The sequence below is a fragment of the Streptomyces sp. NPDC003027 genome (assembly GCF_053591435.1).
Genome location: NZ_JBSFTU010000005.1, coordinates 26970 through 42760, shown reverse-complemented (window position 1 = coordinate 42760; position 15791 = coordinate 26970). Strand labels below are relative to the sequence as shown.

Sequence of the window (15791 nt, the reverse complement as noted above, 5' to 3'; positions counted from 1 at the left end):
TCTGCTGTTTCGCCTCTCACGCCTCGGGGCCGTGGCGCGCCGAGTGCGTCGGCCACGCCGACTGCGCCGCCGTGATCTCTTCGTACAACTCCGGCTTGTGCTCCCGGAGATGAGCCAGGATGCCGCTCATCTGCGTGCCGACGTTCACGAACGCCGTCGGCCTTCCCTGGTAGTGGATCTCCTCCACGCGGCGCGTGCCGCGGTGGAGCGCCACCACCGTCCAGTCGTCCGTGAACACCGGCGAGCCCGAGGACCCGCCACGGGTGTCGGTGAAGTAGCGGACGTCCCGCTCGTCCGCCTGGTAGACGAGGTTGTTGCGCAGCGCGACCCGCTTGGGCTGCCCGCCGGGGTGCTGGATGATGTTGACCGCCACGGGCTCGGTCCCGCGCAGCAGCAACGGCGCGGTGGCGACGCGCAGCAGCGGCCGCGGCGGGGTTCCCGGGGTCAGCCGGAGGATCGCGTAGTCGAGTGCCTCGTCCCAGGCGACCAGGGCGCCCGCCGTCGCCTCCTCGGTCTCGGTCTCGTCGGCGCCGTAGTCGAAGCGCGAACGGGAGTTGCGCACCTGGAGCTGGAGGTCGTCCTCGGCCACCCGTATCCGTACACCGGGCGAACGGGTACGGGCGTTGACGACATGGTGGTTGGTGATCAGCAGGCCGGGCGCGATGAGCCAGCCGGTTCCGGCGTGCGGATAGGCGGGCTGGAGCGGCGCGCCCGACTCGTACGGCGGGACCTTCAGCCGGGCGACCGACTCCCCGGCCAGGACGCCGCCGTGCAGGAACTCGAAGGGCACGGTGTCGTCCCGGAAGATGATCTCCTCCTTGGTCTCGTCGGGCATGCTCCCCGGGGGCAGATCCGGCTCTCCGGCGGCGTCGCGGGCCACGTCGTCCAGGGCGCGCTGGAGCACGGAGAGCGGTCCCGCCTCGACCGTCTGGGCGATCGCGTTGCGCAGCCAGACCTCCAGCGGGACCGTGCCGTCGATCAGCCGTTCCACCTGGTTCATGACATGCAGGTCGGAGTGCATCTGCCGCAGGGGGCTGTCCATCGTGGGCAGGCCGGCGCGGAAGTGGGCGGTGGTGCCGGCGAAGAGGAGCGGCCGGACGGCGTTGTCCGCGAGCCCGGCCTCCAGGGCGGCGTTGCGGACGCGGACGACGTCCTCGGGGGAGAGGTACGGAACCGTGCGCACCGCCCCCTCGGCGGCGTCGGGCGGCGGCTGCGACCACAGTCCGGCGGCACCGCCGGGGCGGGCGGTGGCCGGTCCGGCGCCCGTGCCCGGCCCGGCACCCGCCTCCGGGCCGGGGCGGGGGCCGCCGGTGTCCGGTACGGGGCCGCGCGGCGGGGAGCCCGCGTCCATCGCGGCCGCCACCCCGAGCAGCAGGTCGCCGCTGCGGTCGCGGAGCGTCAGGGCCCGCCAGGCGAGGCTGTCCAGCGTCCCGTGCCGACGCGCCTCCCACAGGGCCTGCTCCACCTCGGCGTACGGCATCCCGGGCCTGGCCGCCCCGGCGGGGCCGGACCCGGCGTGCGGCCCGGACGTCCCCGGCCTGCCGCCGTCCGACGCTCCCGGCCCGTGCGCACCTGGTTCGTACGGCCCCGGTCCGCGCGTTCCCGATCCGTGCCCCGGCCCGTGCGCTCTTTCTTCGTACGACCCCGCTCCGTCCGGCGTCCCGGGCCGCGCCGCCCCGTACGGAGCGGGGGTCCCGAAGGAGCCCGGGCTTCCGGGCTCTCCGGGGCCTCGTGGACCGCTCGCCGCGGAGTGCAGGATCCGGGCGAGGGGCTCGCGCAGTTGCGGTTCGTCGGTCATGGCGGTGTCGATCCAGCGGGCGAGCGCGTTCACGACGGCCTCGTCGTCGGCGGGGAGTCCCACCAGCCGCAGGGTGTGCTCCAGCAGCCGCGGATCGACCCGGGAGGCGCTCGCCGCGGCGGCCCGCGCCAGCGCCGGCTGCCGGGCCAGCTCCTCGTCGGGCAGCTCCCGCAGGGTGTGGGCGAGGCGTACGTCCGCCTCCGCCGAGCCCTCGTCCGTCAGCGCGGCCAGCCGGGACCTGGCCACCAGGACGCCCATCGACTCGTGGGCGAGGCCGAGCCCCGCCGCGATGTCCTCCGCCTCCTGGAGGTCGCGGTCGGCGTCGGCGAAGTCGCCCTCGTCCTGGGCGAGCCGCGCGGAGAGCTGGAGCAGCTCCAGCCGGGTCTCCGCGCAGCCGGCCTCGCCCGCCCGGTCCACGGCCCGCTCCGCGGTCGCCCGCGCGTCGGCGGACCGGCCCGACCTCGCCAGCGTCTCCACCAGAAGGGTGTGCAGCTTGCTGCAGGGCGTCCAGGGGCGCCGCTCGGCCAGCCGTTCCGCCGCCGCCTCCACATACCCCTGGGTGAGCAGGTTCTCGACCTCACGGGCGGCGATCCGCTCCCAGTCCTCCTGGTCGGCCTCGGCCATGATCTGGTCCGGCACGTGCCCACCGATCTTCCCCAGCAGGAACGCGGCCGAGCGCGCGGGCATGTCCCGGTCCGCGCCGGCCAGGTGCCCGTCGACACCGGCGACCCAACGCCGTTCCACCGTGCGGGGGTTCTCACCGAGCCGGAGCCGGTGGTAGATCTCCTCGGCGCGCGACCGCGGATCCTGACGGGCCGCGTAGTACTCCACCGCGCGCCGGTCCACGGCCCGCATGAGATCGGTCCGCGCGCTGTCGGAGAGGCGGAGCATGATGCTGCGCAGATCGGCCCGGTGGCGGATCGCCTGGGGACCGGCCGGCTCCATCAGGTCCAGCCGGGAGACCAGACGGCCGAAGAGCGAACGGGCTTCCTGAGGCGAGGCGATGTCCAGGCCCGCCGGTCCGGCGAGGACGTCCTGGATCAACTCCGGGGTGATCACCCGCAGGGCCAGGCCGGCCTGGACGAGGACGCGGACGCGGTCGTCGGCGATGTGCTTGAGGATCCGGTCGTACAGCGTGCCCTGGATCAGCAGCTGGTCGACCTTGTGGTGGAAGTAGCGCTTGCGCGAGGGCAGGCTCTTCACGAGTTCGCCGAGCGACTCCGAGCCGGAGCCCAGGACGACCGCGGCCTGGGCCGCCAGTTTCAGACTGAGCGGATGCCCGCCGACGCGGTCGGCGAGGTCCCTGGCGACCGTCTCGTCGCCGACCCCGCACGACATCAGCAGCTCCACGGAGGCCGGTTCGTCCAGGTCGCCCAGTTCCATGCTCCGCGGCGCCAGCACCTTGGCGGGGTGGTCGATCGGCGCCCGCCCGGAGACCAGGAACCGCAGCCGTGGATAGGCGGCGCGCAGGGCGGTCCAGATCGCCCACATCCGTGCCATGGCCGGTGAGCCGCGGTACTGCGCCTCCTCGAAGGAGTCGACGGCGATCACCAGGGGCGGGTCCATCTCCCCGGGCCGGGTGCGGACCGCCTCGCCGACCAACCGGGCCACCGCCTTTGCGAGTTCCTGCTCGCGGGCGCTCGCGCGGGCGTGGAACCCGGCCGAGTAGTCACGGCTGAGCGTGGCGCGGGTGGCGGAGAGCTGCCGCAGGTCGTCGAACTGGTTGAGCTCCGAGCGCTGGGAGGCCGCCGTCTCCTCGCACTCGTCGGCGAGCGCGTCGAACGCGGTGCGGTGGCCCGGGTACTGGATGCCGAGCTGTCGCGCGACCTCGGCGATGACGGTCGCCGGCTCGTGGATGGAGAGCGTGGGCCGCTCGAAGTCGATGTAGGCGAAGGGGAATCCGGTCGGCGAGGCGCGCAGGCTGTCCAGGAGGAACCTGGCGAGGAGGGTGCTCTTGCCGATGCCGCCCACGCCGTGGAGGAGGAGGGGCGGTTCGGCCGGTTCGGCGGGCAGCTCGATATAGGCGCGCAGCGCGTCGAGTTCGCGGGCGCGGCCGTGGAACGTGCCCCGGACCAGTCGTTCAATCGGCTGGAACAGCCGGGCCCGCTCCAGCCGGTGCTGGACGTCGTCGGGATCGGGCAGTCCCGTGACACCGGGGACCCGGCTCAGCCACAGGGTCGCCTGAAGGGTGTCGCAGAGCTCTTCGACGCCTTGCGGGTCGAGGTCCGGCGCGGCTCCGGAGAGCAGCGCGAGGGCGGTGCGCTCGGGCCCCGGACCGTCCGGGAACAGCGCGGTGTTGGCCTCCAGGGCCCGGCGGGCCGCCTGCGGCCCCGCGAGACCCCTCAGGGCCTCCTCGCGGACCTCCGCCCTCAGCACCCAGGCCGCGCGGGGGTGCGCGGAAGGCGTGGTGCAGTCGTCGACGAGGGCCAGGGCGGCCCCTCCGGTGGGTTCCGTCTCACCGGGCAGCCGCAGCAGCGCGGGGTCGAACTCGTGCAGCAGGCAGGCCGCCTCCCGGTAGGACCTGCGCAGATCCGGGAGCGGGGGAGGCGGCAGGTCGACGGCCGCCCGCACGGCGCGCCGGAGCAGGTCGGCGTGGTCGCTCGGGGGGAGTCCCGGAGGCAGGGAGCGGTACAGCCGTACCGCCTCCTCCACCGCCGTGCACACCCGCCGCATGTAGCTCTCGCCGTGGCCGGGGGCTTCGGCGGCTGCCAGGACCTCCGTGACGGCCACGTCCACGAGTCCGGGGACCGCCTCGTCGTCCGGCGCGGTCTCCTCCTCGGTGAAGAACCGCCGGAAGAAGTCCCGCAGATCGCTCTCGTCCACGACGCGCGCGGTGTCACGGCACTCGTTCTTGCGGATGTCGTACGGGAGTTGGCGCATGGCGGGGGAGTAGCCCAGCAGGACGAGCCGAGGGACGGCGTCCTTGCGTACCGGCGTGTGCTCGTAGATGGCCAGGGCGAGCTTGCCGATGCAGTCCCAGACGTCGGAGTTCGGGTCGAGTGTGTCGCATTCGTCGAGCACCAGCCAGAGCCGGTCCTCGGCGGCGGTCGCCCGGCTCACGATCCGGTGCACGGCGTCGTCGATCGATGGAAGTGGATCGTTCAACTGTGTGGGGTTCAACGGCAGGGGAGTCCCGTGCGGGCCGGACACGAACTCGGCCAGCCGCTCCACCACCCGCGCGGCCGTCGAGGTGCGCGACAAGGTGATCCGGATCGGACGGAACCCGAGGTGCTGACCGAGATGGCGGATCAGACGGTATGTGTACGAGCGCCCGCTGGCGGGCTCGCCGTCGACGACCAGCACCGTCTGCTCGGGGTCCTCGACGAAGTCACGGAGCCTTTCGCGCGACTCGGCACGGTCGATGAACACCTCGGCTCCGGCGCCATGACCGAGCACCAGGGCGCCGAAGGGGTCCCGCGCCGAGCGCTGCGCCCGCTCGTCCTCGCGCAGCCGCGCCAGCAACTCCCTCGCCTCGGCGCCCCGCTCCAGCCGGGCGGGGCCGTCGGCCTCCGTGAGCGCGTCCAGGCCGGCGAGCGTCGCGAGCAGCCGGCGCTGGTGCGGGATGTCCTTCCGGGCGAACGCGACCAGCGTCCGCGCGTTCTCGTCCCGGTCCGGGGTGAGCGGCAGATCCGCGACGAAGTCGGGGGAGAGCCCGCTGCGGAGCAGCGTGGTGTGGGGGTCGGGGGTGTCGAGGACGTAGTCCCGCACCCAGCTGGTGACGAGTCCCCATTCCGTTTCAGTGAGCGGCATACCGCACCTGCCCGGCCGTCCCGCGCGCGCCGTCAGACGGACTGACTGACACCTGTCATGCTTTCACCGGCCCGGGGCCGTGGCAAACGCGCGCACGGGCCGGACCAGGGGCCGTGGCGAACGCGCGAACGGCCTGTCCCCGTAGCCCCCGCCGGGCGTTCAGCCCTGCATGGCGATGTCGTCGAAGGTCTCCAGACGCCGCCAGCGCTCCTCCGGTGCCCGCATCGGCGGCATCAGATCCACGTCGGGCAGCGGCCCGAACTCCAGCTCCGTGATCTCCGCGACGTCCGAGACCGGCACCTGGTACGTACGGAAGGCGCCGAGCGGCGGCGGCGCGCCCGCCTTCGCCCCGGCGAGCGCCCGTTCCGCGTCCCGGCTGAGGTCGGGGCTCTGGTCCAGGACGTACGCGGTCGAGGCCAGCGCCCCGTCCTGCATGAACGCGGCCACCTTCCAGAAGCGCAACGGCACCTGGATACCCCGGTAGGGAGGATCGGAGTCCTGGAGCACGGGCCCGGTCAGCACGCACATCCTCCGGTCGAACTCGGCCGCGTGGTCCAGGAGATAGTTCTCCAGGCCCTGCCAGAGCCGTTTGCCCTGGTTGAACACATCGGCCTGCGGAGCGGCGTTGGTGTAGAAGAACGTGTCGGTGTTGGCCCGGCCGGCCTCGGCCACCGCGCCCCACACCGGATCGAGCCGGCGCACCAGATGGCCGCGGTCCAGACTGTTGTTCCGGTAGATGTCGTTGCCGGCCTGCTGCTCCTCGGGCAGGCGCGGATCGTACTCCCAGATGTCGTCACGGGCCACGTCCTCGACGAGCTGCCGGCCTTCGATGCAGACCGCCGTGGAGGCGGCGAGCCGCCGGTCCGGCCGGAAGACCACCGTGAAGTGGGTGTACGGAAGGATCACCGTCTCGACCGAGGTGCGCGCGGGCAGCGCCAGCGGTACGACGGGGCCGAGGAACGCCTCGTCGTAGCCCGCGCGGTTGGCCAGCGCGTCACGGCGCGGACCGCCGACACGGGGAGGCGGCGGGGAGGGCGGCGGAGAAGACGGGGGATCGGTCGGGTTCATATCATGTAAGTACCGCGCAGGGAGGGCCGCGCTCGGCGCCGGGCCGCAGGCCACTCGATCAGACGCCCCCGGTGCACCCCGTCCTCCCCGAGGAGGCCCCCATGCCTACCGGACTCTCTCTCCACATCGGGCTCAACACGGTCGACCCCGCTCGCTACGAAGGCTGGGACGGCGCGCTCCTGGCCTGCGAGAACGACGCCAGGGACATGGCCGCCCTCGCCCGCGCCGCCGGCTTCTCCGACACCGTCCTGCTCACCGCCGACGGCACCGTCGACCAGGTCACCGGCGCCCTGCGCCAGGCCGCCGGCAAGCTCGGCCCCGGCGACATCCTGCTCCTGACCTACTCCGGCCACGGCGGCCAGGTCCCCGACGTCACGGGCCCGGACGACGAACCCGACGACCTCGACGAGACCCTCGTCCTCTACGACCGCCAGTTCCTCGACGACGAGCTGTACCAGGAGCTCCGCCGCTGCGCCGACGGCGTACGGATCGTCGTCCTGCTCGACTGCTGCCACAGCGGCAGCGGCGTCGAGCTTCCCGGCGGCCCCCTCCCGACGACCGCCGTCCGGCTGATGCCCCTGCCGAGGCAGCAGCAGATCTACGAGCGGGACCAGGGCTTCTTCGCGGAGCTCCAGCGCTCCCTCAAGAAGACGGCGCCACCGGACGGCGAGGCCCGCGAGCCCGCGGCGGTCCTCATCTCCGCTTGCCAGGACAACCAGTACGCCTCCGACGGCCCGGTCAACGGCGCCTTCACCGAAGCCCTGCTCGGCGTGTGGGACGGGGGAGCCTTCCGGGGCGGCTACCGCGCCTTCCACCGCGCGATCCAGCACCGGCTGCCCGCCACCCAGAGCCCGAACTTCTACACCACCGGCACCCCGGCCCCCGCGTTCCTGCGCCAGAAGCCGTTCACCGTATGACCGGCAGCCCCCGGGCCGTGTCCGTGAAGTCTCGCCTCATCCCCGCAGCGCGGTCGCCAGCTGCGCGCGCGAGCGGACGTCGAGCTTCTGGTAGATCCGGGTCAGCCGCGCCTCGACCGTCTTGACGCTCAGATAGAGCTTCGCCGCCGCCTCCTGGTTGCTGGCACCCTGGCCGACCAGACGGGCGAGCCGCAGCTCGGCGTCCGTGAGCGAGGAGAGCGCCGGAAGGGTGTCCTCCCCGCCCTCCCCGGCCGGGGTCTCGCTCGCCAGGGCCAGCCACGGCGCCGCACCGGCCCGCTCGAAGACCGAGGCCGCCGTCTGCAGCGCGCTCTGCGCCGCCGACCGGCGACGGCGGCGGCGCTCCACCCTGGCCAGGGCGATCAGAGCCCGGCCCCGCTCCAGCGGCAGCCCGGCATCGGCGAACCGCTCGGCGGTGAGGGTCAGCAGCTCCGCCGCCTCGTCGGTCTTCCCGACGGCGGCCAGATACAGGGCGTACGCGCGGTCACAGCCCAGCAGAACCGTCGTACGGCCCAGGCGTTCCGCGACCGGACGCACCTCGGCCAGCAGGTCCGCCGCCTCCTGCGCCGCGTCGTTGGCCAGCAGCGCCTCCGCCAGCTCCTCGTGCCAGCGCAGCATCGACGGGTCGACGTTCGCCTGGGCGCGTTCGTTGGCCTGCACCCGGCGCAGGGTCTCCAGGGCCGAGGCGACGTCCCCGTTGACGAGCTGGACGCGGCCGAGCGCGTACAGGCTGCGGGAGAGGAAGACCCGGTCACCCTCCTCCTCCGACGCCTGGACACTGCGCCGGGCGTAGCTCGCGGCCCGCCCGAAGCTGCCCCCGGCCGTCTCCGCGAGCGCCAGCGTGTACCAGGCGGGCCCGGGGGAGAGGCCCGCCTCCAGGGTCAGCGCGAGGGACTGCCCCGCGTGCGCGAGGGCCGCCGGGCACACGCCCATCCGGGACTCGATCGCGGCCAGCGTGGAGAACAGCTCGATCGTGTCCTCGACCGAGCCGCGCCGCCGCACCAGCGGCAGCAGCGCGTTCAGCTGGTCACGGGCATCGCCCAGACGGTCGTCGAAGAGCGCGTGGCGGATCGTCAGGATCTGGGCGGCGTTGCGGATCCCGAGCGGACGCTCGGCCATCTCCAGACCCCGGGCCTGCGCGAGCACCGACTCCGCGTCCGGCGCTCCCAGCGCCCGCTCCATCCGCGCCTGTACGGTCAGGGCCTGGGCAGCCGTCCGCGGATCGCCCATCGAGGCGGCCAGCGCGGCGGATTCGACGGCGGCGGCCCGCGAGTGCAGCGGATCGCCGTCGGCCAGCACGTACTTGACCGCCAGGCGGAGCTGTACGGCCGCCCTGAGCGCGGTGTCCCCCTCGGAGTCCTCCATGGCGTGGACGTACATGTCGTCGAGGCCGGTGAGGCCCTGGCCCGCGGTGTCGAGGACGGCGAGCCGGGCCCGCACCCGGTCGGCGGGTGCCGCGTCCCGGGCCAGCAGATCGGTGGCGGCCCGCATCGCCAGGTCCGCGCGGGCCGCGCGGGCCGCCTCCTCGGCCGCGTCGACGAGCCGCGCGATCCGCTGCGGACCGTGCTCGACGGGCGTCGAACCGGCGGCGAGCAGGGCCAGTTCCGCCGCGAGGGCGCTGTTGCCGCGGCGGCGCGCGAGATCGGCGGCCGCGGCGACCTCGGCCGCGAGGGCCTCGTCGGGGACGTCCGTGGCGAGCGCCCGGTGCCGTACCGCCTCCACCGAGTCGTCCACGACCGTGGCGAGCGCGGCGTGGCCGGCGCTGCGCTCGGCCCAGCAGGCGTCGTGGACCAGGGTCGAGGGCAGCAGCCCGGCCGTGAACGTGACCGCGCCGTCCTCGGCGAGGGAGACCAGACCGGCGCGCTCGGCGGCGGCGAGATCCGCCTCCGCGTTCGGCCGCCCGGCCCGCCGGACGAGGGCCGCGGTGGGGCGCAGGGCGAGCGCGGCCAGCAGCAGCGTCTCGCGGACGGCCGGCGGCGCGGCGCCGAGCAGCTGCCGCGCCAGGTCCCGGGCGCGCCCGGACAGGGTGAGCGCCTCGGCGTGGTGGACGGGGGTGCGGGCGTCGGCCAGGGAGCGGCCCACGGCGAGCGCGAGACGCGGGTTGCCGCCGCTCGCCTTGTGGATGCGGCCGGCCATCCGGGACGGCAGCCGGTGGTGGATGAGGAGTTCGGCGATCTCGTCGGCCTGGAGCGGGGGCACGAGCAGGATGTCGGCCTCCGACGGCACCCACAGATGGGTGTCGTGGGCCTCCTCGGAGCCGTACGCCTCCGGGGTCTCGACGGCGACGACGCGCAGCGCGGGCGGCGCCAGGTGCAGGGCGAAGCGCAGCAGGTCGGCGCTGTCGGCGTCGATGTGCTGCACCCCGTCGACGACGAGCAGGGCGGGGCCGCGGACGGTGAGGCCGCGCAGGATCCGCGCGATGCCGAGGCGCAGGGCGATGGGGTCCCAGCCGCCTTCGTGCAGCGGCGCCTCGCGGCAGAGCATGGCGACGGCGGTGCGCTGGGGGCCGGGGAGGCCGTCGAAGACGCCCGACGCGCCCGCACCCCGCCCGGGGGACCGGTCGGCGGTCGTCATGGGATCGGGCGTGCCGTCCCAGGAACCGTCTCCGGTCTCCGGCAGGGCCACGCCGGGCCAGGTCACCGTCGCCGCGACGGAGGCGACGAGCGCGGCCGCCGCCGCGCCGGGTATGTCCCGGTCGGCGGGGAGCGTCGCCAGCCACAGGACCGTCTCGCCCCGGGCTTCGGCCCGGGCGGCCTCGGCGAGGGCCACCTCGGTCTTGCCGACTCCGGCGGGACCGGTGAGCAGGGCGCGGCCCCGGGTGTGCAGCACGCGTTCGAGGCGCGCGAGAAGCTCCTCGCGGCCCACGGGCGCCGGGGTTCCCCCTCCGCCCGCATGGCGCAGGGAGAGGTGCGACGCTGTCGTCACGTGTCCACCACCCCTCCGGCGCTCGGGCCCGCCCCGTGAGCCCCGTGCGCAGAGGATACGGAGCGTACGGGCGCAGTCCAGGCCCCTTGTCCGGCATACGGACAGCGAGCGCCGGTCACCACGCCAGGACGCGCCCGTGGTGTAGACCACGAGCGCGTCGCTGACCAGCAATGATGCTGTTGTGGGGGGTGGTTCGGGTGGGATCAGAAGGTGAGGCTCCACGAGTCGATGTAGCCGGTGTCACCCGAGGCCACATCGCGGACCTGGAGCTTCCAGGTGCCGTTGGCGACCTCGCTCGACGCGTCGACCGTGTAGCTGGTCAGGACGTTGTCGGCGCTGTCGTTGGAGGAGGACGCCTTCAGGTTGCGCACGGTGCCGTCGGGGGCGACCAGGTCGATGACGAGGTCCCCGCGCCAGGTGTGCTTGATGTCCACGTCCACCTTGAGGGTGGCGGGAGCGTTGCCGGTGCGGTCGGTGACGGCGATCGAGGACGACACGGTGGTGTTGTCGGAGATCGTCACGTTCGTCGCGTTGGTGTAGGTGGCGCCGGCCGGCGGGGTGGTGGTGCCGGTGACGGCGTTCACGGTCTTCGCGGCGTCGGCGATGCCGGTTCCGCAGCCGCCGGTGCAGGTGCCGGGAAGCGGCCTGGCGTTGGCCTTGATGGCGGACTCGATGTCGGCCGGGGTCAGGCTGCTCTTGGCCGACTTCAGGAGGGCGGCGAGGCCCGCGATGTGCGGCGCGGCCATGGAGGTGCCCTGGTAGGGCTTGTAGTTCTCCAGCGACTGCGTCGTGGTGCCCGAGTTGAGCGTGGAGTAGATGCCGTTCTCGGGGGTGGTCACCGTACCCGGCGTGTCGGTGGCGCGACGGGTCTCGCCGCCCGGTGCCGAGACGTCGATGATGGTGCCGTAGTTCGAGTAGTACGACCGGTTGCCCTCACGGCTGGTCGAGGCCACGTTGATGACGCCCGAGCAGTTGGCGGGGGTGAAGCCGGACGCGTTGGCGTTGCTGTTGCCGGCGGCGACGACGACGGTGGTGCCGCGCGAGACGGCGCCGTTGATCGCGGTCTGGTAGACGCTCGGGCAGGTGGAGCTGGCGCCGCCCAGGCTCAGGTTGATGACCTTGGCCGGGGTGGGGTTGGCCGCGACGCCGGGGACGGTGCCGCCGGACGCCCAGGTGATGGCGTCGGCGATGTCCGAGGAGGAGCCGCCGCACTTGCCGAGGACACGCACGGGCTGGATCTTCGCGTTGTACGCGATACCCGCCATGCCCTTGGTGTTGCCGGTCACCGCGCCGATGGTGCCGGCGACGTGGGTGCCGTGCCAGGAGGAGTTGCTCGCGCGGGAGCCGGTGCCGCACTCGCCGTCCGTGGCGTTCCAGTCGCCCTCGTCCTTGGCGTCCGCGTCACGGCCGTTGCCGTCGCGGGCGTCGGCGGAGGAGGAGATGAAGTCGTAACCGGAGACGACGTTGGCCGCCAGGTCCGAGTGGGCCGCGTAGCCGGTGTCGATGACGGCGACGGTCACACCGCTGCCGGTCGTCTTGTCCCAGGCGGACGGGACGTTCATGCCGCCGGTGGCCTCGAAGAGGTCCCACTGCTTGGCGTAGTCGGTGTCGTTCGGGGTGACCGCCATCGCGTACGCCCGGATGTCGGGCTCGACGGAGGCGACCTGCGGGTCGGCGCGGAAGGCGGCCATGACCTCCGAGACGTCCTGCTTCGTGGCGCTGTCGCCCAGGTCGACCAGGGCGGCGCCGCCGGCGAGGCGGCGCTCGAAGGCGAGGGCCTCGCCGGTCTCGGCGCCCTTGGCGGCCGCGTCGCTCTTCGCGGCGGCGTTGGAGCCGGCCTCGGCGGTCCGGGCCTTGTAGGTGACGATGACCTTCTCGACCGGCGCGCTGGGCAGCGTGGTCATGGCCTGGGAGACCGGGGCGGGCTTCGGGGTGGAGACGGCCGGGGCGGCGGCGAACGCCCCGGTGGAGGTGGCTGCGGCACCGAGGATCGCGGCGCTCGCGACCACCACGGATATGACTCTCCGCCTGGAACTGTTCAAGGTGTTCCCTTTCAAGCACGACGTAGGTGCGGAGCAGTGGCGGCGGCGCGGGAGCCTCGGCGCGAAGTGGGGTCGCGGTCCGCTGCACCCTGGGCTTGGGGGGCCCGTGCGCCGCCACCGGCGCGACGGCCCGGGTCAAGGCCGTCACCGGCGGACACCACCCCCCTCTCCTCATGCACCTGACAGGGCCTGAGCTCCTGAGGGGGGCGTGGATCGGGGGATGGGATCTGCCGGTGCGGCAGACAGTAGGGAAAGAGCAGGTGAACGCGATACGGGGAAAACCCTTGTCACCCCTCGGAGGGGGGCGGGGGAGGGGGGAGGGGCGGTGCTTGGACGCCCGCGCCGCGGGGAATCACCGACGGATGAAGTCAACGGGGTACAGGGGAAGTCGGTACGAGAGACGGCTGCCCCTCTGGTTACGGGGACCGCTCGTCCTCGCGGCCGGATGGGGAGTCCTCGTCTGCGGTCAGCAGGTCACGGAGGCGTACCGGGCGACGATGGCGTATCGCGCCGCACCGGTCTGCGAGGGCGAGGGGTGCGTACGGCCCGCGGTGGGCACGGTCCTCGACCGCCGGACGGGCGAACGCTGTACGTCCCACGGCACGACCGGAGGCACCAGCGTCGGCGGGACGGCGGCCGGCATGACGACCGCCGGCGGCATGGCGACCGCGGGCGGCGGCATGGGTGGCGCGGGGACGGGGGGCATCACCGCCGGGGGCGGGGGAGGCGGCACCACCACCTGTACGCGGTACTACGACGTGAAGGTCGAGTGGCCCGACCGTACCGGCTGGCTCGCGGTGGGGTCGCACACGTACGGCGAGGTCAGGACGGGCGATCGCGCGGAGCTCAGGGTCTGGCGGGGCGAGGCCGTGCGGCTGGTGGTGCGCGGCCGCACCTACGAGTACGCGCCCTCCTCGCAGGGCAGTGTCATGCCGTGGCTCGCGCTCGGCTGCCTGATCCTCGCCGCGGGGGTCTGGGCGCTGGTGAGCGGCCGGCCGTCGGGCATCCTCGCCTTTCCCAACTTCGGCTGGCTGTTCGTGGCGATCGGGGTGGGATGGATGGGCTCCATGGCCTTGTTCGGGGAGCACCTTCTCGTCTGGGCGTTCGCGATCGTCTGGACGGGATTCGCGGTCTTCTGGACCGTGGGCGCTTGGAGGGTCGTGTGAGGGGCGGAGGGTAGGGGGACGGGGCGGGTGGCGCTCGGCCGGTGGGGCGTGTCGCGAGGGCGGCGGCGCTCGGCCTGGCCCGGGGCCTCGGGCCTCTCCGGCGGACGTGGCCGGGGTCCGCGAGGCCCCGCCACCGTCCCCCGTACGGCCCGGTCGCCTCAGCCCACCAGTCTCAGCACGGTCGCCGACCTGCCCACCCGTACCGCCCGCCCCCACGGCAGTTCCAGCGCGTCCGACTCCATGCCGTCGCCGAAGGCGACCAGGCGGTCGGACGCGACGGTGAGGCACAGGGCCTCCCCGGGGCTCAGGAGACCTTCCACGCACGCCGTGCCCGTGGCCGGGGACGGCCACGCCTCGCGGACGAACCAGGCGAGCCGGGGGTCGGTCGCGGCGGGCAGCCGCAGCGGGCTCGCACGCTGCTGCCAGAGGGAGCGGAGCCAGCCCGTGGCCCCCGTCCCGGTCCCGACGGGAACGCCGGAGGACGCCTGGGGCTCGGGCGCCCCTGATCGCGCGCCCTCGACGGCGAGGGTGTAGCGGGCGGTCTGGTGGCCGGGCGGGCCGACATAGATCTCGTTGAGGGCGAGAAGCCGCTGCGCGTCGTCGGTGACCGCCTCCACCATCGTCAGCTCCTCGGCGACCGTGCTCGTGGCGGCCGGCAGCAACCTCCCGGCGTCCACGGGCCGGTGGCGCACGAGGACGCCCGGGTTGCGCCCCGGATCGGTGTCGATGCCGACGACCGGCTGACCGGTCAGATACTTCGCCGCGTTGGCCACCAGGCCGTCCTGCCCCACCACGACGACCACGTCCTCCGGGCCGAACAGGAACCGGTCCAGATCCGCGCGCTCCACCCGCGCCTGCCGCCAGGACAACGGCACCGCCCCCGCGACCTCGGCCAGCGCCCGCCGGGTGCGCTCGTGCCGCTCCCGCACCTCCCGGATGTCCGGACCGCGACCGGCGGCGAAGAAGGCGGCCTGCCCGTGTGTACCGTGCCGGGCGAGCAACTCCTCGTACTCCGTGGTCCGGTGGACGAGCACCGCCCGTGGCGCGAGGCTCACGACGCGCCCCCGCCGCCGCCCAGCTTCGCGAACAGCCCGGTCAGCACGTCGGGCGAGAGGGTGACGCTCTCGATCCGCGGCAGATTCTCGGCGGCCCGGGTCGCCGCCAACGCGTGCAGCGTCGCCGCGTCCGCCTCCCCGTGCACCCGCAGCCAGGCGGCCTGCGCCTCGGCGCGCGCCGCACCGACCTCGCGTGCCGCCGCCGCCTCCGCCCGTGCGAGCCGGACCTTCCGCACCGCCTCTGCCTCCGCGCGTACGGCGTCGGCGGCGGCGCTCTCCTCCGCCTCGCGGCGCGCGTTGATGCCGCGCTGGTCGACGAGCCGCTCCTCCTGGCGGGCCAGCTCGATCTTGCTGGCGAGCTCGTTCTCGGCGATGGCCCGCTCCCGTTCGACCGCGACCGCGCGCCGCTCGTAGGTGGCCCGGTCCGCCTCCTGCTGGATCTGTTCGCGGGCCGGAGTGCGCAGCGCCCGCTCGACCTCCGGCTCCGGGCGGATGGCCACCACCCGTACGGCCACGACTTCGAGGCCGGTCTCCGGCAGCCTGGGCTCGGCGGCGAGCCCCTCCGCGATCCGGTTCCGTACGGCAGCCACGCCGTCGACGAGGGCCGCGGCGAGCGGCGTACGGGCCAGGACGTCGAGCGTGTGCTGCTGGGCGGTCTCCGTGAGCAGACCGGCGATCTGCTCCAGCGGAGCGCCGCGCCAGGCGCCGGTGTCCGGATCGATGGAGAAGTCGATCCTCGTGGCCGCGGCCTCCGGCCGGCTCACGCGGTAGGTCACCGTGCACTGCACGCTCACGTCCTGGAAGTCGGCGGTCCTGGCGTGGAACGCCATACCGAGCTCCCGGTCGTCGACCGGGACTTCCGAGAGCGCGGCGGACAGCGCGCGGAACCAGAAGCTGAGCCCCGCGCCGTCGTGGACGAGCCGGCCCCGGTGGTGGTGCCGGACGTGGGCGGTGGGCGCGGAGCGCAGGTGGCGCCAGCCGGCGCGCCGGGTGATGTCGGCCATGAGACCCTCCCTTGTCGTCACTTTGACGATAGTGGGACGGTCTGCTTT

At 74.0% G+C, this 15791-nt stretch carries 8 protein-coding genes; 2 read left to right on the top strand and 6 right to left on the bottom strand.

Features of this window, described 5'->3' with window-relative positions; translation table 11 throughout:
• Window positions 1–16: 16 nt before the first annotated feature.
• Together ACWDX6_RS06030 and ACWDX6_RS06025 are read right to left on the bottom strand one after the other, a co-directional pair.
• Complete coding sequence (locus ACWDX6_RS06030; RefSeq protein WP_451483731.1) at window positions 17–5548, bottom strand: trypsin-like peptidase domain-containing protein; 5532 nt, start codon at window positions 5546–5548, stop codon at window positions 17–19.
• A gap of 159 nt (window positions 5549–5707) precedes the next feature.
• On the bottom strand, window positions 5708–6616 hold the full coding sequence (locus tag ACWDX6_RS06025; protein WP_451483730.1) for a DNA/RNA non-specific endonuclease: 909 nt from the start codon (window positions 6614–6616) through the stop codon (window positions 5708–5710).
• A gap of 101 nt (window positions 6617–6717) precedes the next feature.
• Between ACWDX6_RS06025 and ACWDX6_RS06020 the strand changes: the two genes are divergently transcribed.
• Entirely contained in the window at window positions 6718–7533 is an 816-nt protein-coding gene (locus ACWDX6_RS06020) for a caspase family protein (protein ID WP_451483729.1), read from the top strand.
• A gap of 36 nt (window positions 7534–7569) precedes the next feature.
• On the opposite strand, the gene ACWDX6_RS06015 is transcribed toward ACWDX6_RS06020, so the two are convergent.
• Both ACWDX6_RS06015 and ACWDX6_RS06010 read right to left on the bottom strand, forming a co-directional pair.
• A complete protein-coding gene (locus tag ACWDX6_RS06015) occupies window positions 7570–10476 on the bottom strand; it encodes an AAA family ATPase (protein ID WP_451483728.1) in 2907 nt (968 codons plus the stop codon).
• 203 nt (window positions 10477–10679) lie between these two features.
• The gene (locus ACWDX6_RS06010; protein ID WP_451483863.1) at window positions 10680–12380 is read right to left on the bottom strand and encodes a S8 family peptidase; all 1701 of its coding nucleotides are present in this window, start codon (window positions 12378–12380) and stop codon (window positions 10680–10682) included.
• A 635-nt stretch (window positions 12381–13015) separates the two neighbouring features.
• On the opposite strand from ACWDX6_RS06010, the gene ACWDX6_RS06005 reads away from it, so the two are divergent.
• Window positions 13016–13684 carry a hypothetical protein gene (locus tag ACWDX6_RS06005; RefSeq protein ID WP_451483727.1) on the top strand — a complete coding sequence of 223 codons (669 nt, stop codon included), beginning with the start codon at window positions 13016–13018 and terminating at the stop codon, window positions 13682–13684.
• 158 nt (window positions 13685–13842) lie between these two features.
• Here ACWDX6_RS06005 and ACWDX6_RS06000 read toward each other — a convergent pair whose 3' ends face one another.
• Window positions 13843–14739, bottom strand: a complete 897-nt coding sequence (locus ACWDX6_RS06000) for a hypothetical protein (RefSeq protein WP_451483726.1) — start codon at window positions 14737–14739, stop codon at window positions 13843–13845.
• Complete coding sequence (locus tag ACWDX6_RS05995) at window positions 14736–15743, bottom strand: SPFH domain-containing protein (RefSeq protein ID WP_451483725.1); 1008 nt, start codon at window positions 15741–15743, stop codon at window positions 14736–14738. Before ACWDX6_RS05995 ends, ACWDX6_RS06000 begins: the two co-directional genes overlap by 4 nt.
• Window positions 15744–15791: the final 48 nt, after the last annotated feature.

Coding starts and splice junctions, on each gene's coding strand:
- ACWDX6_RS05995 (WP_451483725.1), bottom strand. CDS start 15,743: ATGGCCGACATCACCCGGCGCGCCGGCTGGCGCCACCTGCGCTCCGCG.
- ACWDX6_RS06030 (WP_451483731.1), bottom strand. CDS start 5,548: ATGCCGCTCACTGAAACGGAATGGGGACTCGTCACCAGCTGGGTGCGG.
- ACWDX6_RS06005 (WP_451483727.1), top strand. CDS start 13,016: ATGGCGTATCGCGCCGCACCGGTCTGCGAGGGCGAGGGGTGCGTACGG.
- ACWDX6_RS06010 (WP_451483863.1), bottom strand. CDS start 12,380: ATGACCACGCTGCCCAGCGCGCCGGTCGAGAAGGTCATCGTCACCTAC.
- ACWDX6_RS06020 (WP_451483729.1), top strand. CDS start 6,718: ATGCCTACCGGACTCTCTCTCCACATCGGGCTCAACACGGTCGACCCC.
- ACWDX6_RS06025 (WP_451483730.1), bottom strand. CDS start 6,616: ATGAACCCGACCGATCCCCCGTCTTCTCCGCCGCCCTCCCCGCCGCCT.